Origin of the sequence: Buttiauxella sp., from assembly GCF_049686335.1 — a bacterium.
Classification (GTDB): Bacteria; Pseudomonadota; Gammaproteobacteria; order Enterobacterales; family Enterobacteriaceae; genus Buttiauxella.
Window position 1 is genome coordinate 33,530 of the sequence record NZ_JBAVHX010000015.1, and the last position, 20,442, is coordinate 53,971.

The 20,442-nt window shown below is 52.9% G+C and carries 15 protein-coding genes; 8 read left to right on the plus strand and 7 right to left on the minus strand.

All coding sequences use genetic code 11. The features are described from left to right. Positions 1-3 precede the first annotated feature (3 nt). Positions 4-462, minus strand: coding sequence for a DNA polymerase III subunit chi (locus tag WBL83_RS12510; RefSeq protein ID WP_424589454.1), 459 nt, complete (start codon positions 460-462; stop codon positions 4-6). Positions 463-581: 119 nt separating this feature from the next. After that, complete coding sequence (pepA, locus tag WBL83_RS12515; RefSeq protein ID WP_424589455.1) at positions 582-2,093, minus strand: leucyl aminopeptidase; 1,512 nt, start codon at positions 2,091-2,093, stop codon at positions 582-584. 275 nt (positions 2,094-2,368) lie between these two features. Here pepA and lptF point away from each other — a divergent pair, with 275 nt between their 5' ends. Both lptF and lptG read left to right on the plus strand, forming a co-directional pair. Continuing rightward, entirely contained in the window at positions 2,369-3,472 is a 1,104-nt protein-coding gene (gene lptF, locus WBL83_RS12520; RefSeq protein ID WP_424589456.1) for an LPS export ABC transporter permease LptF, read from the plus strand. Further along, complete coding sequence (lptG, locus tag WBL83_RS12525) at positions 3,473-4,552, plus strand: LPS export ABC transporter permease LptG (RefSeq protein WP_424589457.1); 1,080 nt, start codon at positions 3,473-3,475, stop codon at positions 4,550-4,552. A 110-nt stretch (positions 4,553-4,662) separates the two neighbouring features. Here lptG and WBL83_RS12530 read toward each other — a convergent pair whose 3' ends face one another. Then, entirely contained in the window at positions 4,663-6,165 is a 1,503-nt protein-coding gene (locus WBL83_RS12530; protein WP_424589458.1) for a helicase HerA-like C-terminal domain-containing protein, read from the minus strand. 135 nt (positions 6,166-6,300) lie between these two features. Between WBL83_RS12530 and WBL83_RS12535 the strand changes: the two genes are divergently transcribed. Next, on the plus strand, positions 6,301-7,944 hold the full coding sequence (locus WBL83_RS12535; RefSeq protein WP_424589459.1) for a glycerone kinase: 1,644 nt from the start codon (positions 6,301-6,303) through the stop codon (positions 7,942-7,944). A gap of 71 nt (positions 7,945-8,015) precedes the next feature. On the opposite strand, the gene WBL83_RS12540 is transcribed toward WBL83_RS12535, so the two are convergent. Next, positions 8,016-8,516, minus strand: coding sequence for a M48 family metallopeptidase (locus WBL83_RS12540; protein ID WP_424589460.1), 501 nt, complete (start codon positions 8,514-8,516; stop codon positions 8,016-8,018). Positions 8,517-8,623: 107 nt separating this feature from the next. Between WBL83_RS12540 and rlmG the strand changes: the two genes are divergently transcribed. Continuing rightward, the gene (gene rlmG / locus WBL83_RS12545) at positions 8,624-9,760 is read left to right on the plus strand and encodes a 23S rRNA (guanine(1835)-N(2))-methyltransferase RlmG (RefSeq protein ID WP_424589461.1); all 1,137 of its coding nucleotides are present in this window, start codon (positions 8,624-8,626) and stop codon (positions 9,758-9,760) included. Positions 9,761-9,872: 112 nt separating this feature from the next. On the opposite strand, the gene WBL83_RS12550 is transcribed toward rlmG, so the two are convergent. Further along, on the minus strand, positions 9,873-11,891 hold the full coding sequence (locus WBL83_RS12550) for an FAD-dependent oxidoreductase (protein WP_424589462.1): 2,019 nt from the start codon (positions 11,889-11,891) through the stop codon (positions 9,873-9,875). 446 nt (positions 11,892-12,337) lie between these two features. Here WBL83_RS12550 and WBL83_RS12555 point away from each other — a divergent pair, with 446 nt between their 5' ends. Then, positions 12,338-13,732 (plus strand): carbohydrate porin, encoded by a 1,395-nt coding sequence (locus WBL83_RS12555; RefSeq protein ID WP_424589463.1) that lies wholly within the window; start codon positions 12,338-12,340, stop codon positions 13,730-13,732. A 357-nt stretch (positions 13,733-14,089) separates the two neighbouring features. Here the strand turns inward: WBL83_RS12555 and lsrK are convergent, their stop codons facing one another. Both lsrK and lsrR read right to left on the minus strand, forming a co-directional pair. Continuing rightward, positions 14,090-15,682 carry an autoinducer-2 kinase gene (lsrK, locus tag WBL83_RS12560; RefSeq protein WP_424589464.1) on the minus strand — a complete coding sequence of 531 codons (1,593 nt, stop codon included), beginning with the start codon at positions 15,680-15,682 and terminating at the stop codon, positions 14,090-14,092. Between the two features lie 40 nt (positions 15,683-15,722). Then, the gene (gene lsrR, locus WBL83_RS12565) at positions 15,723-16,694 is read right to left on the minus strand and encodes a transcriptional regulator LsrR (protein ID WP_424589465.1); all 972 of its coding nucleotides are present in this window, start codon (positions 16,692-16,694) and stop codon (positions 15,723-15,725) included. Between the two features lie 231 nt (positions 16,695-16,925). Between lsrR and lsrA the strand changes: the two genes are divergently transcribed. Genes lsrA through lsrD form a run of 3 tightly spaced genes read left to right on the plus strand, consistent with a single transcriptional unit; the run spans position 16,926 to position 20,440 of the window. Then, complete coding sequence (gene lsrA, locus WBL83_RS12570) at positions 16,926-18,407, plus strand: autoinducer 2 ABC transporter ATP-binding protein LsrA (RefSeq protein WP_424589587.1); 1,482 nt, start codon at positions 16,926-16,928, stop codon at positions 18,405-18,407. Beyond that, on the plus strand, positions 18,404-19,435 hold the full coding sequence (gene lsrC, locus WBL83_RS12575; RefSeq protein ID WP_424589466.1) for an autoinducer 2 ABC transporter permease LsrC: 1,032 nt from the start codon (positions 18,404-18,406) through the stop codon (positions 19,433-19,435). The genes lsrA and lsrC overlap by 4 nt, the downstream gene beginning before the upstream one ends. Next, a complete protein-coding gene (gene lsrD, locus WBL83_RS12580; RefSeq protein WP_424589467.1) occupies positions 19,436-20,440 on the plus strand; it encodes an autoinducer 2 ABC transporter permease LsrD in 1,005 nt (334 codons plus the stop codon). Positions 20,441-20,442: the final 2 nt, after the last annotated feature.

Genomic DNA, 20,442 nt, shown 5'->3' on the forward strand with positions numbered 1-20,442 from the left:
CTGCTATGTCGTTCCCGGCGGGGTATGAGTCGCCGTAGTCAAGTGGAAACCAGCAACGCGATACGCCTTGTAGCGATCACGGGCCAGTTGTTTCTGGGATTCTTCGTAAGGTACGAAGTCTATCACTTCATGGAAAGCGGTGGCAAAATCTGCGAACTGCGGCAACAGGCTAATCAGTACATCGCGTGGTGAACTACCACGTCGCTGCGGCCAGGCCAATTCTACCGGCGCACCATAACGTGGGCCTTCACCGGCAAGATTATGCGGTACAAACGCATGTGCGTCGCGCTGCCAAAGTGCTTCATCCAGACGGATAGCTTGTTGTTCATCAACACAAGCAATCAGCAGGCGTTTTCCTGCGCGAAAGCTTTCTGCCGCCAGTTCACACACCAACGCTTCAACGGCACTCAGATCCCCGGAGGGCGTGTCATTGTCGAGCAGGTAGAACGTCGCGTTTTTCATTTGGCCAGCTTTTTATATTGAATGGTGTTTCTCCCTCATCCCGACCTTCTCCCCAGGGAGAAGGAGAAAGCCCGACAATCCCCTCTCCTGGGGGAGAGGGTTAGGGTGAGGGCGCTAAATCACTCTTCGCCGTTAAAGCCTGAACGGTTCAACAGGAATTGTGACAGTAACGCCACTGGACGACCGGTCGCGCCTTTGGCTTTACCTGAACGCCAGGCTGTCCCTGCGATATCCAGGTGAGCCCAGTTGTACTTACGGGTAAAGCGAGACAGGAAGCAGGCCGCAGTAATTGCGCCACCCGGACGACCACCGATGTTTGCCATATCAGCAAAATTGGAGTCCAGCTGATCCTGATATTCATCAGCAATCGGCAAGCGCCATGCACGGTCACCGGCTTGTTCGGACGCGCCGATCAATTCGTGTGCCAACGGATTGTGGTTCGACATCAAACCGGTGATGTGATGGCCCAGTGCAATCACACATGCGCCAGTCAGTGTTGCCACATCGATAACCACATCTGGCTCGAAGCGTTCAACATAGGTCAGCACGTCACACAATACCAGACGGCCTTCTGCATCGGTATTCAGCACTTCAACAGTTTGACCAGACATGGTTGTCAGCACATCACCCGGGCGATAAGCACGTCCACCAGGCATGTTCTCACAGCCTGCCAGCACGCCAATCACGTTAATCGGCAGGTTAAGTTCCGCCACCATACGCATCACGCCGTACACAGAAGCCGCGCCGCACATGTCGTATTTCATCTCATCCATACCTTCGGCAGGTTTGATAGAAATACCGCCGGAGTCGAATGTCAGGCCTTTACCGACCAGCACGATTGGGCGCACATCCGGTGAGTTATTGCCTTTGTATTCGATTACCGACATCAGCGATTCATTCTGGGAACCATCACCCACCGCGAGGTAAGAGTGCATGCCCAGCTCTTTCATCTGTTGCTCGCCGATAACACGAGTCACAACGTTTTTGCTGAAAGAGTCCGCCAGCTGACGCGCCTGGGAAGCCAGATACGCTGCGTTACAGATGTTGGGTGGCATATTGCCAAGATCTTTGGCCGCTTTAATACCGGCAGCAATCGCCAGACCGTGCTGGATGGCGCGCTCGCCACTCGTCAGTTCGCGACGAGTTGGCACGTTAAAGACCATTTTACGCAGCGGGCGACGTGGCTCGCTTTTGTTGGTCTTCAACTGATCGAAGCTATACAAAGACTCTTTTGCCGTTTCCACTGCCTGGCGTACTTTCCAGTAAGTGTTACGGCCTTTGACGTGCAATTCGGTCAGGAAGCAAACGGCCTCCATCGAGCCAGTATCATTTAGCGTGTTGATCGTTTTCTGGATAACTTGCTTATACTGACGCTCATCCAGTTCGCGTTCTTTGCCACAACCAATCAGCAGAATGCGCTCAGAAAGCACGTTCGGAACATGGTGAAGCAATAACGTTTGGCCGGGTTTTCCCTCGAGCTCACCACGGCGCAATAAGGCGCTGATGTAGCCATCGCTGATTTTATCGAGTTGTTCGGCGACCGGGGACAGGCGACGCGGTTCAAAGACTCCCACAACGATGCAGGCACTACGCTGTTTCTCGGGGCTACCGCTTTTTACACTGAACTCCATGCACTACGCTCCTGAATCTTAAAGACAACGACGGTGGCTACAGCTAGAATTGCAAGCTTACGTAACTCATGTCCGCGGTTGCGATGACTTCGTGTTAATCTTACGAGTATGTTTTTACTGTTTTGGCGACGTCAATTAAATCACCCTGTGCCAGAAACAGGCTGAGCTTCTTAAGCTTAGCGATGTTTTCGACGACTCAAGAGAATAAATGACGTATAAGCGATGAAACAAGCGATTTTCCTGCAAAAAGACTCGTTTTCACAGGCGTATTTAATGTGATTATCATAAGATATCTGGTTCGGGAGACGTTCAAAAGCCAACTTGCGATCCTCTTCATCCTGCTGCTGATCTTCTTTTGTCAGAAGCTTGTCAGGATCCTTGGTGCGGCGGTTGACGGCGACATTCCGACAAATCTCGTTTTCTCCCTCTTAGGGCTGGGCGTGCCTGAGATGGCGCAACTTATCCTGCCTCTTAGCCTGTTCCTTGGGCTACTCATGACGTTTGGTCGTCTGTATACCGAAAGTGAAATCACGGTAATGCATGCTTGCGGCTTGAGTAAAGCGGTGCTGATCAAAGCTGCAATGATCCTCGCACTCTTTACCGGCGCAGTGGCTACCATCAACGTGATGTGGCTCGGCCCATGGTCTTCACGTCATCAGGATGAAGTGTTGGCGGAAGCTAAAGCAAACCCTGGCATGGCGGCTCTGGCTCAAGGGCAATTCCAGCAAGCGACCGATGGCAACTCAGTGCTGTTTATCGAGAGTGTCAGCGGTTCAAGCTTTAAAGATGTGTTCCTTGCGCAATTGCGCCCGAAAGGTAATGCACGTCCTTCTGTGGTGGTGGCTGATTCCGGTCATTTATCACAACGGCCAGATGGCTCCCAGGTTGTAACACTTAATACCGGTACGCGTTTTGAAGGCACTGCGCTGTTGCGTGACTTCCGTATTACTGACTTCCAGGATTATCAGGCAATTGTTGGGCACCAGGCGGTAGCGCTTGATCCCGATGACTCCAGTCAGATGTACATGCGCACCTTGTGGGCAAGCGATGCGCCTAACGCTCGCGCAGAATTACACTGGCGTCTGACGCTGGTGGTGACCGTATTTATCATGGCATTGATGGTCGTTCCGTTGAGCGTGGTAAACCCGCGCCAGGGCCGTGTGCTGTCTATGCTCCCTGCCATGTTGCTGTATTTGGTGTTCTTCCTGCTTCAGACGTCCCTGAAATCGAATGCGGCGAAGGGGAAAATCGACCCGATGATTTGGATGTGGTTGGTTAACCTGGTCTATTTTGCCATCGCAGTTGTGCTCAATGTGTGGGATACGGTGCCGATGCGTCAGCTACGTGCACGCTTTAGCAAAACACGAGGAGCGGCATAAATGTTTGGTGTTCTCGACCGTTATATCGGTAAAACCATCTTCACCACCATCATGATGACGCTGTTCATGCTGGTGTCGCTGTCGGGCATTATTAAGTTTGTCGACCAGTTGAAAAAGGCCGGTCAGGGCAGCTATTCGGCGTTAGGGGCGGGGGTGTATACCGTTCTGAGTATCCCAAAAGACATCCAGATTTTCTTCCCAATGGCCGCACTCCTCGGTGCATTGTTGGGGCTGGGTATGTTGGCTCAGCGTAGTGAGCTGGTGGTTATGCAAGCCTCCGGTTTTACTCGTCTGCAAATTGCATTGTCAGTAATGAAAACCGCGATTCCGCTGGTGTTGCTGACAATGGCGATTGGCGAATGGGTGGCTCCGCAAGGCGAACAAATGGCACGTAACTACCGTGCGCAGCAGATGTACGGTGGTTCGTTATTAACGACTCAACAAGGCTTGTGGGCGAAAGATGGCCATAACTTTGTCTATATCGAACGTGTGAAAGGTAACAACGATCTCGCAGGCGTTAGCATCTATAGCTTTACTCAAGAGCGCCGCCTCGAATCAGTGCGTTATGCTGCTTCAGCGCAATATGATGCAGAGCATAAAGTCTGGCGCTTGTCTCAGGTCGATGAGTCTAATCTCAGTGACGAGAAACAAATTACCGGCTCACAGACAGTCAGTGGCGAGTGGAAAACTAACCTCACTCCAGACAAACTGGGCGTGGTAGCACTCGACCCGGATGCGCTGTCGATTAGCGGCCTGCATAACTACGTGAAATACCTTAAGGCCAGCGGACAAGATGCCGGGCGTTACCAGCTCAATATGTGGAGCAAAATCTTTGCGCCGCTGTCTGTCGCGGTCATGATGTTAATGGCGCTGTCGTTCATCTTCGGCCCGCTGCGTAGTGTGCCGATGGGGGTGAGGGTCGTCACCGGTATCAGCTTTGGTTTTGTGTTCTACGTGCTCGACCAAATCTTTGGCCCGCTGAGTCTGGTGTACAGCATCCCACCGATTTTGGGCGCATTGTTGCCAAGTGCCACATTCTTCCTCATAAGCCTGTGGCTAATGATGAAGCGCTCCGGTTAAGGGATTGGGGACGTAGGGTGGATTAGCGCAAGCGACATCCACCAGGCCATAAATTGTTGTCGGGTGTCGCTTACGCTAACCCGACCTACAAAAACAGTACCGCAGAGTCGTTAACGTTTTCGCCCACCCATGATACTGCCTAATACGCCGCGTATAATTTGATTGGTCACCTGACGTGCAGCACTTTTCGCCATGGTTTGCACCACACCATCTTTCTTACCGCCGCGTGGCCCGGTAGTTCCAAAAAGAATATCTTTCAGCCCACCCAGAATTCCGCCATCTACCGCAACCGATTCACCTTTCGCAGGCGGCGCATTTTGCTCCTCACCCGCAGCTTGCACGCCCTTCTGTAAGCGCTCATAGGCTGATTCCCTGTCAGCCGTCTCATCGTATTTACCATACAGTGCAGAGTGATTGAGTAATCCGTTACGTTCGTCGTCGGTGACGGGCCCCATGCGAGAACAAGGCGCGATAACCATGGCGCGCTCGACGACCGTTGGGCTGCCTTTTTCGTCCAGTAACGAGATAAGTGCTTCGCCGGTACCCAGCTCCTGAATCGCTTTTTCGGTGTCGAATTTAGGGTTAGCCCGCATGGTTTGTGCGGCGGTTTTCACCGCTTTCTGGTCTTTCGGCGTAAAGGCACGCAACGCATGCTGGATTCGATTACCCAACTGTCCGAGCACGGTGTCTGGAATGTCTGACGGGTTTTGGGAAACGAAATACACCCCCACACCTTTTGAGCGAATCAGGCGAATAACCTGCTCGATTTTATCCAGCAGTACTTGCGGCGCATCGTTAAACAGCAGATGCGCTTCATCAAAAAAGAAGACTAATTTAGGCTTTTCCAGGTCGCCGGCTTCGGGTAGCTGTTCATAGATTTCTGACAGCATCCACAGCAAACTGGCGGCATAAAGCTTCGGCATCTGGTAAAGCTTTTCGGCAGACAGGATATTGATAACGCCCTTACCGTTGGCATCGGTGCGCATCCAGTCTTTGATATCCAGCATCGGCTCGCCAAAGAAATACTCAGCGCCTTGTTGCTCAAGTTGTAGCAGGCCGCGTTGAATCGCGCCCACCGACGCACTGCTGATGTTGCCGTACTGGTTCTGAAAAGATTTCGCGTTATCGCCGATGTACTGCGTCACGGCGCGTAAGTCTTTGAAATCGAGCAGTAACAGGCCCTGGTCGTCCGCAATACGGAAGATGATTTGCAGCACACCTGCCTGCACCTCATTAAGGTTAAGCAGCCGCGAAAGGAGTAGCGGCCCAAGGTCAGAAACGGTCGCGCGTACTGGATGGCCTTTTTCACCAAAAATGTCCCACAGCACCACAGGATTGTTATGCGCAGACCAGTCGGTCACGCCAATTTTCGCCAGCCGTGCGAGCAGCTTTTCAGATGCAGCACCTTCTTGCGCGATGCCCGTGAGATCGCCTTTAACATCCGCCATAAACACCGGGACACCAATCTGCGAAAACGACTCGGCCAGTTTTTGCAGCGTCACCGTTTTGCCCGTGCCGGTCGCACCGGTTATCAGCCCATGGCGGTTGGCCATACCGGGCAGTAGATACAGTTCTTGTTCAGTGGTTCTGGCAACCAGCAGCGGTGCAGTCATGATGTTTTCCCTATGACGATATTTCCATAAGCATAGCAAGCGCATACGGAACGTCATCTGTAAAACTACCGGTTTGCGGCATCTCTCGCAGCAAAGGCTATGCTTTGCATATGTATTACTTTTAATTGGGAAACTATGTCCAGATTCTTCTTTAATGACCGCAATCAAATGGTCAACGATGCCATCGAAGGCGTCATCATCAGTTCTCGTTTTCGCAATTTGACCCGTTTAGATACCGATCCCGCCATTCGTGTGGTGGTGCGCAAGGACTGGAACAAAAGCAAAGTCGCGATTATTTCTGGCGGTGGAGCGGGGCATGAACCGGCTCACGCAGGCTTTGTTGGCAAAGGGATGTTAACCGCTGCGGTTTGCGGAGACCTGTTTGCTTCGCCAAGTGTGGATGCGGTTTTAAATGCGATTGTGGCGGTGACGGGCGATCGCGGCTGCCTGCTTATCGTCAAAAACTACACTGGCGATCGTCTGAATTTCGGGCTTGCCGCTGAGAAAGCTAAAAAACACGGCCTGAAAGTGGAGATGGTTATTGTTGGCGACGACATTTCTCTGCCTGACAACAAACAGCCACGTGGGATTGCCGGAACGGTACTGGTGCACAAAATTGCGGGCTTTGCCGCAGAGCAAGGCAAGTCTTTGAGTGATGTTCGAGACATCGCGCAAAGTGCCTGCGACAGCATTGCCAGCATGGGCGTCGCCATGCAAACCTGCAATCTGCCGGATCAAAATGAGCAGGAAGGGCGCATCAAAGGCGGGCATGTCGAGTTAGGGCTGGGGATCCACGGCGAACCCGGTGCCAGCACGCTGGATAGCCAAAACAGCCAGAAGATGATTGCTAAGCTTGTGAAACATTTGCGTAAAAAGACCGGCAGTGAGGCAAGGCTCGCGGTGCTGATAAACAATCTTGGTGGTGTGTCATCTCTGGAAATGGCCATCCTCACCAAAGAGCTGGTGCATTCAGAATTAAAGGATCAAATCGACTATTTGATTGGCCCGGCACCGCTGGTCACCGCACTCGATATGAAAGGATTTTCACTTTCTACGATTGTGCTTAATGAGACCTTTATCAAAGCGTTACAGGCCGATGTGGAAACCGCGGGCTGGTGTCCGGCGGTGAAACTCCACGCGATGCCGAGGCAAAAACATAGTGTGATCCGCACAGAATCATCGGCGAAACCGTCGGAAAACGCGGACGTTAAAGCCTTGGTTGAAAGCATCACGGGCACGCTAATCGAACAAGAAAAAGCGTTGAATGAGCTGGATGCGAAAGTGGGGGATGGCGATACCGGCTCCACGTTTGCCCAGGGCGCCAGAGATATCGCGCAACTCAATGAGGGCGGCAAACTGCCACTCAATGATAGCGCCGCGTTACTGGAGTTGATTGGCGAGCGGCTGGCGACGGTAATGGGCGGCTCAAGCGGCGTGCTGATGTCTATTTTCTTCACCGCCAGTGGGCAAAAAGTCGCTAAAAAGCAGCCGCTTGCTGATGCGCTGTTATTTGGCCTCGCGCAAATGAAACGCTACGGTGGCGCTGACCTTGGCGATCGTACGTTAATTGACGCGCTGCAACCTGCGCTAGAAGCGCTAAGAGATAGCGATCTGAAAGCAGCCGTGAAGGCCGCACAACAGGGGGCAGATGCTACTGCGCAGATGCAAAAAGCTAATGCGGGGCGCTCATCGTATGTGAATAGCGAAAATTTGAATGGAGTGAAAGATCCTGGCGCGGTGGCGATTGCGGCGGTGTTTGCAGCCATGGGTAAACAATAGGATTTGTAGCGAGAATGCGGGGGGTTGTAAGGTGGATTACTGCTGCGTCATCCCCCCTTTCATCCTCGGAACTATGCCTGCCCGCTTAATGCCATCTGCGTTAACCACAGACGGGTATCAAACTCCAGCTGGTGATATTGCGGTTCCATATGGCAACACAACGAGTAAAACGCTTTGTTGTGATCTTTTTCTTTCAGGTGCGCGAGCTCGTGCACCACGATCATGCGTAAAAAGGCCTCAGGCCCATTTTTAAACACCGTTGCCACGCGAATCTCGGCCTTGGCTTTTAGCTTATTTCCCTGAACGCGTGACACCGCCGTGTGCAAACCCAACGCATTATTCAGCACATGAATTTTGTTGTCATACGCCACTTTATTAATTGGTGGCGCATTGCGCAGATACTGATTCTTCAAATCTTGCGTCCAGGCATACAGCGCTTTGTCGGTAGTGATGTTATGCGTATCCGGGTAGCGTTTTTGCAGCACTTCGCCCAGACGTTGTTCCGCAATCAGGGTACGAACCTGTGAGAGCAAATGTTCTGGGTATCCCTGCAGATAAGTTAAATTGCTCATGAGTTCTCTCTTGCTTGACGTCTTTCAAAGGGCAGTTTGGAAAAAAAAGGGTATACTCACGCCCCCATTCGGGGATTACGCCGAAATTTTACCATCCAGGAGGGCCGATGAGCCAATTAGACAACGGTTTCCGTTCACTGACACTAAAACGTTTTCCGGAAACGGATGATGTTAACCCACTACAGGCGTGGGAAGCTGCGGATGACTACTTACTGCAGCAACTGGACGAAATCGAAATCAGTGGCCCGGTCCTGATTTTTAACGATAATTTCGGGGCGCTTTCTTGCGTGCTGGCTGAACACAAGCCGTATAGCATCAGCGACTCGTATCTTAGCGAACTGGCTATCCGTGAGAATTTACGTGAGAACGGTATCGTTGAATCCAGCGTTACGTTCCTTGATAGCACCGCCACATATCCGGAAGCACCGGCAGTCGTTCTGATTAAGATCCCTAAAACGCTGGCACTGCTGGAACAACAGCTACGCGCACTGCGTCATGTTGCGACACCAGAAACACGCATTATTGCGGGTGCGAAAACGCGTGATATTCACAACTCTACTATCGAGTTGTTTGAAAAGATCCTCGGACCCACCACCACCACACTGGCGTGGAAAAAGGCTCGTCTGATCAACTGTACTTTCAATGCTCCGGCACTGAAAGAATCCGCAGACACGCTGAGCTGGAAACTGGATGGCACGCCATGGACGATTCACAACCACGCGAACGTCTTCTCTCGTACCGGTCTGGATATCGGTGCGCGTTTCTTTATCGAGAATTTGCCGGACAATCTGGAAGGCGAGATTGTCGATTTAGGCTGTGGTAACGGTGTGATTGGCCTGCATTTGCTGGAGCAAAATCCAGAAGCGAAAGTGGTGTTTGTTGATGAATCACCGATGGCCGTTGCGTCCAGCCGCCTGAACGTTGAAACCAACATGCCAGAAAATCTGGATCGTTGTGAGTTTATGATAAACAACGCGCTGTCAGGTGTTGAGCCGTATCGCTTTAACACTATCCTGTGCAACCCACCGTTCCATCAGCAGCATGCGCTGACCGACCAGGTTGCGTGGGAGATGTTCCACCATGCGCGTCGTTGCCTGCAAAATGGCGGCGAGCTTTATATCGTTGCTAACCGCCATCTGGACTACTATCACAAGCTGAAGAAGATCTTCGGTAACTGCGATACTGTTGCGACCAACAAAAAGTTTGTAGTGTTGAAAGCCGTGAAGTTAGGTCGTCACCGTTAAGATTTGTCGCCCTCGATGAAAATGGTGGATGACGCTAACGCTTATCCACCCTACAAAACCGCAGTACCTAGCTAGTAGGTCGGATAAGCGCAGCGTCATCCGACGTTTAGCGCTAAATCTCCAATGCTAAACGGGTGCCCTGCTCAATTGCACGTCGGGCATCCAGTTCCATCGCCACATCCGCCCCACCAATTAAATGCAAAGTTTTCCCCAATTCGCGCAGCGGTTCTGCCAGTTCACGGCGTGAATCTTGCCCGGCGCAAATAATCACGTTATCCACTTGCAGAGTTTGCGGCTCACCGCCAACAGTGATGTGCAGACCGTCGTCGTCAATGCGTTCGTAAGTCACGCCTGCGAGCATTTTGACCCCGCGCGCCAGAAGAGTGGTGCGATGGATCCATCCGGTGGTTTTCCCGAGGCCTTCGCCCGGTTTACTGGTTTTGCGCTGCAGCATCACAATCTGGCGCGGACTTTTATGCAATTGAGCGCCTTCAGGACGCAGGCCACCTGCGTGTTGCAGGCTGGTGTCGATACCCCATTCCACACAAAACTCGGCGATATTCTGGCTGGTGGATTCCCCTTCCTGGCTTAAATACATCGCGGTGTCAAAGCCAATGCCGCCAGCACCGATAATCGCCACGCGGTCACCAACCGCTGCTTTTTCACGTAACACATCGATATAACTTAAGACCTTAGAATGTTTGATGCCCTCGATAGCCGGCATGCGTGGCTCGATACCGCAGGCGAGAATAATCTCGTCGAACGCTTCAAGCATGGGTGCGGTGACGTATTGATTCAGGCGAACGTCCACGCCGTTCAGATCCAGCATGCGACGGTAATAGCGCAGCGTTTCGTAAAACTCCTCTTTCCCCGGGATCTGCTTGGCGATATTAAATTGCCCGCCGATTTCTGAGGCTGCATCAAACAATGTCACTTTGTGCCCACGCCCAGCGGCATTTACGGCAAAGGCCAGGCCAGCCGGCCCTGCTCCGATGACCGCCAGATTTTTATGCACACGCGCTGGGACAATCGGCATTTTGGTTTCGTGACAGGCGCGGGGATTGACCAGGCATGAGGTCACTTTGCCGAGGAAAATCTGATCGAGGCACGCCTGATTGCAGCCGATGCAGGTGTTGATTTCATCTTCGCGCCCTTGCTGGGCTTTAGATACAAACTCCGCGTCGGCGAGGAAAGGCCGCGCCATCGACACCATATCGGCGTCGCCATCCGCAACGATCTTGTCAGCGGTTTGCGGATCGTTAATTCGGTTGGTGGTGACCAGCGGAATAGAAACCGATCCTTTGAGTTTGCGTGTCACCCAGCTAAATGCACCGCGTGGAACCGGCGTGGCGATGGTCGGAATTCGCGCCTCATGCCAGCCGATACCGGTGTTAATCAGCGTGGCACCGGCTTTTTCGATAGCTTTAGCAAGCTCAATGGCTTCATCCAGTGTGCCACCGCCGTCGACTAAATCCAGCATCGACAGGCGATAGATAATAATAAAATTCGCACCGACTTTTTCGCGTACCGCCCGCACGACTTCTATGGCAAAACGCATGCGTCGTGGGTAATCGCCACCCCATTCGTCATCACGCTGGTTGGTTCTTGCGGCTAAAAACTGATTAATCAAATAGCCTTCGGAACCCATGATTTCGACACCGTCGTAACCGGCAAGCTGTGCAAGACTTGCGCAGTGGGCGAAATCTTCAATCAAGGTGAGGATCTCTTCATGACTCAAGGCGTGAGGCTTAAAACGGTTGATCGGGGCCTGGATGGCGGAAGGGGCGACGGGGTTTGGCTGGTAGCTATAACGCCCGGTATGCAGGATTTGCAGGGCGATTTTCCCGCCTTCGTTGTGCACCGCGTCGGTGACAATTTGATGATGAGCAAGCTGGCTGACATCATTGAGTACCGCGCCGCTTTCCACTCCAACGCCAGAAGGTGAAGGCGCCACACCGCCAGTGACAATCAGCGCGACACCGTGGCGTGCGCGCTCGGCATAAAATGCCGCTAAACGATCCGCACCCTTCGGGTGTTCTTCAAGTCCGGTATGCATCGAACCCATCAGCACTCGGTTTTTAAGCTGGGTGAAACCCAAGTCTAACGGGGCAAACAGCGACGGATAGCTCATATTTTCTTCCTGCAGGGTCATTATTATTATGTGGTCGGATGAGTTAGTAATTTAGCGGTCTGCGGCGCTTATGGGAAAAAAGGGATCAAATGATTGTGACGGGATTCAAAGTTCTTCGGTTTTCTTGCTCATACATCCAGCGTTAGCGGTTGTCAGCATAAATGATGAATTTACGTTTTTTAATTGATAAATTTCACCAAAAATAGCTGGCAATATTATATGTTGGAACCGATATATATTTTATATAAATGCATTGCTGCATATTTGATATTTTAAAAACTTTGAATGTGATGTGGTCAATATATTTGCCATTTATCTGTGTGACGTGAAATTAAAATTGTTATGTTCTTGTCGAACATTTCTTAGAAAGGTAATTCCCATCGGCGGTGTGTTTATTTAACACATTCATTGGGGCTATTTGATAATGAATATTATAAGGACATAGTATGTGTGTAAAAATAAAAACACTGGCACTTTTTGTGGGCGCGATGTTATCAACAGGAGCCATCGCCTCAACACAGCAAAGTGCACTTGAACAACGTCTGAATCAATTAGAAGAACGCTTACAAGCCGCAGAGCAACGAGCTTCGAGTGCCGAAGCAGAAATCCAACAGCTTAAATCTAAACCCGTCGCGCCACAGACCACTGCACCGGTTGCGGTGGTGAGTGAGCAATCCGTTAATAGCCCAGAGGATAATCCGGCACCAAAATTATCCTTAACCGGTTATGGCGACCTGAAAATATATGGCGATGTTGAATTTAATATGGATGCTGCCAGCCGGAGTAATGGACTGACATCTATGCGCAGCAGTGCCAATAACAATTGGGCTGATGGCACTAACGAACGTTGGGATATTAACGGTCGCATTCTGCTTGGTTTTGATGGCTATCGCCGGATGCAAGACGGAAAATTTGCTGGCTTCTCTGTTCAGCCATTAGCGGATTTAACCGGCAGCATGAATCTTGATGATGCGGCATTCTTCTTTGGTCAGGAAAATGACTGGAAGATTAAAGTTGGCCGCTTTGAAGCCTACGATATGTTCCCATTGAATCAGGATACTTTTGTTGAGTATTCGGGTAACACCGCCAACGATCTGTACGGCGATGGTTATGGCTACATCTACATGATGAAGGAAGGTCGAGGTCGTAGTGATTCCGGCGGTAGCTTCTTGATGAGCAAAAACATCGACAACTGGTATTTCGAATTAAATACTCTGCTTGAAGATGGCACGTCGTTGTATCAGGACATGGCCTATCATGGCAGTGAACTAGTTAAAGACAAAAACGTGGCTTATATTCGCCCGGTGGTTGCCTGGTCTGATGGGGCTTTCTCAGCCGCCGCAGCAATGGAAACGCAAGTAGTGGATAACGCCTATGGCTATACGGATGCAAACGGCCAAATGGTTGATCAATCCAGCCGCACCGGTTATGGCTTGACGATGACGTGGAACGGGCAGAAAAACGACCCTGACAACGGTGTTGTGGCAAACCTGAGTACCGCCTACATGGACGCGGCCGACGAAACCGATTTCACCGCAGGCGTAAACGCCTTATGGAAACGCTTTGAGTTAGGTTATATCTATGCTCATAACGATATCGACAAGTTTAATGTCAGTAACCTGGTGAATAATTGTGACAATGATTGCTGGATTACTGATGCGGGCACTTACGACATCCATACCATTCACTCTTCGTATCTCTTCCCGAACGTGATGGGCATGAAGAACTTTAATATTTATTTGGGGACTTATGTGTCGTGGGTCAACGCGGATAATAACAGTAACGATAACAGCGATAACACCCGTTACGGCGGGCGTGTGAGATTTAAGTATTACTTCTAATGTGAAGGGTTAACGCCCTCACCCTAACCCTCTCCCCCAGGAGAGGGGATTGTCCGGAGTCCTCCCACTCCCCCAGGAGAGGGGATTGTCCGGTGTTCTCCTTCTCCCCCAGGAGAGGGGATTGTCAGGTGTTATCCCTCTCCGCCAGGAGAGGGGATTGTCGGATGTCCTCCCTTTCCCCCAGGAGAGGGGATTGCCCGGTGTTCTCCCTCTCCCCCAGGAGAGGGGATTGTCCGGAGTTCTCCCACTCCCTCAGGAGTTGGGATTGCCCGGTGTTCTCCTTCTCCCCCAGGAGAGGAGATTGTCGGATGTTCTCCTTCTCCCTCAGGAGGGGGGGCCGGATGTTCTCCCTCTCCCTCAGGGAGAGGGTCGGGGTGAGGGTGGCATCACCAACCCCGGAGCTTGCCACATCGAGGTCGTCAAACCGCTATCAACCAGCGTGAGTTGATCGGCATACACCTTCAGCCACTTGCGTTTCATCTCGTCATACAACTCACGATGCGCCAGATTCGGCGTAAACTCGCGCTGCCATTGCACCAGCCGTTCGCCAGCATCTGCCAGATTATTAAAAATCCCGGCACCGACGCCCGCCGCAATCGCACAACCCAGCGCCGTCGCCTCTTTCACGACGGGTACTCGCACCGGCAAGCCGGTCACGTCGCTTAAAATCTGGCTCCATAAAGCGCCTTTTGCCCCCCCGCCAGCAAACACCAGTGACTCAAACTGAATACCCGAAAACCCGGAAATCTGCTCAAGATTGCAGGCCGACACAATCGCCGCATTCTCTTCAAGTGCCCGAAATAGCGTCGCTTTGTTGCACTTTTCGGGATCGATGGAGAGGTTAATAAACGACGGTGCCGCGTGATACCACTGCTTAAAATGCATGGCATCCGAGAAAATCGGCATCACGCCGTGCGAACCTGCCGGAACGCGCGCGGCCATATCTTCGAGCAGGGCATAGGTATCGACACCCAGCCTTTCGGCGAGCAATTTCTCTTCTGCGCAAAAAGCATCACGAAACCAGCGCATAGTCAGGCCGGTGAAAAAACTGATGGATTCAGCCTGCACCATGTTGGCGATAACATGCGGATTCACCCGGATGTTCATCTCTGGATCGGTTTTGACTGCGGGCAGGTTCACCACCTGCTGCCAGAAGGTGCCACCCAAAACCGCCGCTTGCCCTGCACGGACCACACCCAGCCCGACGCAACCGAGTTGCACATCCCCACCGCCCATCACGACGGGTGTGCCAGCAAGCAAACCGCTCTGTTGCGCCGCTTCCTGGGTGACCTGACCGAGCACGGTGCCCGTCTCTTTTACTGGCGAGAGAATATCCGCGCGCAGGCCGGCCATATCCAGCAGCGCGGGCTGCCAGTCGCGGGTGGATAAATCCAGCATGCCCGTGGTGCCCGCATTAGAGGGATCGACCGCCAGTTCACCGCTAAGTTTGGCCGCCAGCCAGTCGCTAATCATCGTGACTGTCGCGGCTTTACGATAAATATCGGGCCGATGATGCGCAAGCCACAGCAGGCGCGGCATGGCACTTAGCGCCAGCGTCTGGCCGGAAACATGGTAAACCTCAGATTCAAACTGGTTATCGTGGATCTCTTTAAGCTCGCTCACCTCACGGCTGGCACGGGCATCGACGTTGGCACAGGCCCAGATCGGTGTGCCAAAGCTATCGTAAAGCACGATCCCTTCGCGCATTGAACAACAGGAAACCGCACTGATGGCGCCTGGAGGGAGATGCGCTTTTTGCAGCGCCTCACGGATGCACTGGCAGGCGAGCTGCCAGTTGGTGACGAGGTCAAACTCCATCGAGCCGGGGACATCGACGACACTCAAGTGTTTCCATTCTGCCTGACCGACGGAAATCTGGTGGCCTGAAGTATCGAAGATCACGGCGCGGATGCTGCCCGTTCCGGCGTCCAGTGCAAGTAAATAACTCATCGCCTTACCTCTTATGAGCGCGGCTGGCGACGAATTAGATTTAATCCGCCAGCGCCAGTACCGCCCGCGCAGTCTCTTCTTCCGTCACCAGGCCATTGATTCGCTGACCTTTCAGTGCGGCATAAATCGCGTCCGCTTTGTCTGTCCCGCCGGCAACCCCCAAAATTGTCGGGAGATGAGCCAGGTCATCGAGCGTCACACCGAGTAATTCGCGGTGAATTTCCAAACCCTCCACCAGTTCGCCATCCGCTTGCAGGAAATAGCCAAGAATATCGCCCACCGCACCTTTGCGGGCGTACATCAGTTGTTCGCCTTCGCTTATATAACCGGAGCGCAAAATGGTGGCATCGCGCTTCTGATTAATCGCGCCAATCCCGACCACTGCGACATCTGCGGCGGTCGCCGCGAGGATCACATCCCGCACGCTCGATTCCATACGTAAAATCTCGGCCACCTGCGGTGATGAAACCCGTAAAGGGGCGGGGATCATGCTGACACTACAAGCCGCATCCAACTGGCCGATGCCGGTCATATACGGGCCGACACCACCGGAAAGCGTCACCAGCCGGATCTGCTGCGAACCAATAAACCCGCTCAGATGTTGCAGGCAGTTCATGGTCGCTTCACCAAATCCCACCGCCAGTAACTGCCCCGGTTCCAGAATACCCATCAGCGATTGCGCCGCACCAATGCCCAAACGGGTGTTCATTGCGGGCGTGCTGTGCGCGGGAAGAACCCGGGCAATTTTCAGGCCAAAGCGCTGCTGCAACTGGGTTTCCAGCGCCAGGCAACCTTCAAAACGGGAGTTAATCTGAACGCGAATTACCCCCGACTGACGGCCTTTTTCCAGCAGGCGCGAAATCTTTAAGCGTGGTAAGCCAAGTCGCTCACCAATGTCATTCTGGGTTAACCCGTCGTGGTAGTAAGACCAGGCCACACGCGCTAATAGCTCTTCTTCTGCCATCGGCAAGGCAGCTAGCTTGCCTTCTTCTGCTGCTCGTTTATCGCTCATAGATGAACTCTTATTAAAATTTAGATCATATGTTCGAAAGTGCGGAGTCGGAAAATGTGAAGCACACGGCAAAAAGATCATTTTCAGATGCAAAGGGTTTAGCTGATCTATTTAAAAATTTTGTGATCTCTGCCCTGTTGTAAATATAACCCTGCGTCTACGCTTTTGAACATTATTAATTCAATTTCTCTTTTGTTCAATTGTGGAGTGAAGATGCCCAACACCACCGCAATGCTGGAAGCTCACCACATCAGCAAACAATTTTCAGGCGTGAGCGTGCTGAAAGCTATTGATTTTGCTCTGCATGCAGGGCAGGTCCACGCATTGCTGGGCGGGAACGGGGCAGGGAAGTCGACGCTGATGAAGATCTTCGCCGGTGTCGAAACCGCCGATAGCGGTGAACTGAAGGTCCACGGTAAAGCATTTGGGCGCCTTAAACCGGGGCAGGCTCATGAACTGGGTATTTATCTGGTGCCGCAGGAGCCGATGCTATTCCCCAATCTGACGGTGCGGGAAAACATTCTTTTTCGTCTGCCGCGCCAAAGTGATGTTGAGAAACGGCTGCAAGAGAAAATGCAGCAGCTCGAGTGCCAGATACCGCTCGCTGCGACCGCCAGCACCTTAGAAGTGGCGGATCAACAGATGGTTGAGATCCTGCGCGGTCTGATGCGCGAGGCGAAGATCTTGATCCTTGATGAACCGACTGCCTCCCTCACGCCGGGTGAAACCGAACGCCTGTTCCGCCAGATCCGGGCACTGCAAAACCTCGGTGTCGGCATTGTTTTTATCTCGCACAAACTGCCTGAGATCCGCCAGATCGCAAGCCATATCTCGGTGATGCGCGACGGTGCGGTGGTGCTGCAAGGCGAAACGTCACAGTTGCTGGATGAGCAGCTGATCAACGCCATGACGCCAGTCGACCGCAAGCATGCGCTGAGTGATACGCAAAAACTGTGGCTGGCTCTGCCCGGTAACCGGCGCACCGGGCCGCAGGATTTCCCGGTATTACGCGTCGAAGAGCTCACCGGAGAAGGGTTTATCGATCTCAGTTTTGAGTTGTACGCAGGGGAGATCGTCGGTCTTGCGGGACTGGTCGGATCCGGACGCACGGAGCTCGCGGAAACACTGTATGGCCTGCGTCCGGTACGCGGTGGCCGCATTTATCTGGAAAACAGAGAAATTAATGGCGATCGCACGAAAGCACGCCTCGATCGTGGACTTATCTATCTGCCTGAAGATCGGCAAGTTTCAGGTCTCTTCCTTGATGCGCCGATTCGGTGGAATACCGTCGCGCTCAACGAACCCAGTGTCTGGCAGCAAACCAAACGGGAAGCGGCTGTAGTGGAGCGCTATCACCGGGCGCTGGGGATCAAACTCAATAATGCGGAGCAAACCGTACGCACGCTGTCTGGCGGCAATCAGCAAAAAGTCCTGCTGGCACGTTGCCTGGAAGCCAATCCCTTGCTGCTTATCATCGATGAGCCCACGCGCGGCGTGGATGTCGCGGCGCGCGCGGATATTTATCAGCTGATCAAAAGTGTGGCGGCGCAAAACGTCGCAGTATTGATGATCTCCAGCGATCTGGACGAGTTCAGTGGCCTTGCGGATCGTGTGCTGGTGATGCATCAGGGCGCGATGAACGGTGAATTACGCAAGCCCGCAATAACGGTCGAAAGCATGATGAGCATGGCGTTTGGCGGAGGTAAAGCATGAAGAAATTACTCCGTAACCGCGAACTGAGCGCGCTGTTGGCGATCGTCGCTCTGTTCGCCGTGCTGGTGGCGCTCAATCATAACTACTTCAGCCTGCAAACGCTGAGCATGATCTTCACCAGCGCGCAGATCCTGATCCTGCTGGCGGTGGGTGCCTCCATGGTGATGCTGACGCGCAACATCGACGTCTCAGTGGGATCAACCGTCGGTTTGTGTGCGATTGCCGTAGGCGTGGCGCTCAACAGTGGCTTCGGATTACTAGTGGCGATGCTGTTCGCCTTGCTGATTGGCGCCCTCGCGGGTTTCTTTAACGGGGTGTTAGTGGTGTGGCTACGTATCCCGGCGATTGTAGCGACGCTTGGCACGCTAGGGCTTTATCGTGGCGGCATGCTGCTGTGGACGGGTGGTAAATGGATTGAAGGGCTGCCCGCCAGCCTGAAAGCGCTGTCAGAACCGGTCGCATTAGGGATTTCACCGCTCGGTTTTTTGGTGTTGGTTCTGGTGGCGATTGCCGCGTGGATGTTAGCGCGAACTGCCTTCGGGCGTGATTTCTATGCGGTAGGCGACAACCTTGCCGCTGCCCGTCAGCTCGGCGTTGCGGTAAACCGCACCCGTCTTTTAGCGTTTACTTTTAACGGCATGCTGGCGGCTATCGCGGGCATTATCTTTGCTTCGCAAATTGGTTTTGTTCCCAACCAAACTGGCAGCGGACTGGAGATGAAAGCTATCGCCGCCTGCGTGCTGGGTGGGATTTCATTACTCGGCGGCACTGGAACCGTGATTGGCGCCTTCCTCGGCGCCTTCTTCCTCACCCAAATCGACACCGTATTAGTGCTGTTCAAACTCCCTGCCTGGTGGAATGACTTTATCGCCGGGCTGGTTTTGCTGGGCGTGCTGGTGCTGGATGGGCGCTTGCGACAGGCGCTGGCTCGCCATCAACGGGCGCAGAAATACAGCCGCTTTGTGCCGCCAGTACCCGGTGCCAAAAACGTGCGGCAGTTTCCCCGTAAGAAGAAGGATGTGGCGTAAATGAGCAAGCTGAAACTTAACTGGGAAGTGGCGCTACTGCTGATACTGGTGGCAGAAATTCTGCTGTTCGGTGCCATTAATCCACGCATGCTGGACGTCAATATGCTGCTGTTCAGCACCAGTGATTTTATCTGCATTGGGATTGTGGCGCTGCCGTTGACGCTGGTCATTATCAGCGGCGGCATTGATATTTCCCTCGGTTCCACCATTGGCCTGTGTGCGATTGTATTGGGCGTGATGTTACAAGCGGGAGTGCCGATTGCCCTGTCGATTATTCTCACGCTCGTCGTCGGTCTGTTGTGTGGGCTGTTTAACGCCGCCCTGATTCACTACACCGGCATCAGTCCGCTGGTTATCACGCTCGGCACGTTGTACCTGTTCGGTGGGGCAGCGCTGCTGCTTTCTGGTATGGCGGGAGCGACAGGTTATGAAGGCATCGGCGGCTTCCCTGATGCGTTTACCAATTTTGCCAATCTTACGCTCTTCGGCTTGCCGATCCCGCTGGTGATGTTCGCCGTTATCACGCTGTTGTTCTGGCTGCTGACGCATCGTGCGCGCTTTGGTCGCCATATTTTTCTGATTGGTCAAAATCCACGGGCTGCGCGTTACGCGGCGTTGCCTGTCAACGGTTCGTTATATGGCGTGTATGGCATGGTGGGGCTTGCGTCGGCGATTGCGGCGATTGTGCTGGTTTCTTACTTCGGTTCAGTGCGTTCTGATTTAGGGCGCGATTTACTGATGCCTGCTTTAACGGCGGCGGTGCTGGGTGGCGCGAACATTTATGGCGGCTCCGGTTCGATTCTGGGAACCGCGCTGGCAGCGCTGCTGGTGGGGTATTTACAACAAGGTTTACAGATGGCTGGCGTGCCTAATCAGGTATCGAGTGCGTTGTCCGGTGCGCTGTTGATTGTGGTGGTCATTGGTCGTTCGGTGAGTTTGCATCGCGATTATCTACAGACGACGTGGCGTCGTTTGCGCGGTTACAAAAAACTAACGGGGGTTTGATT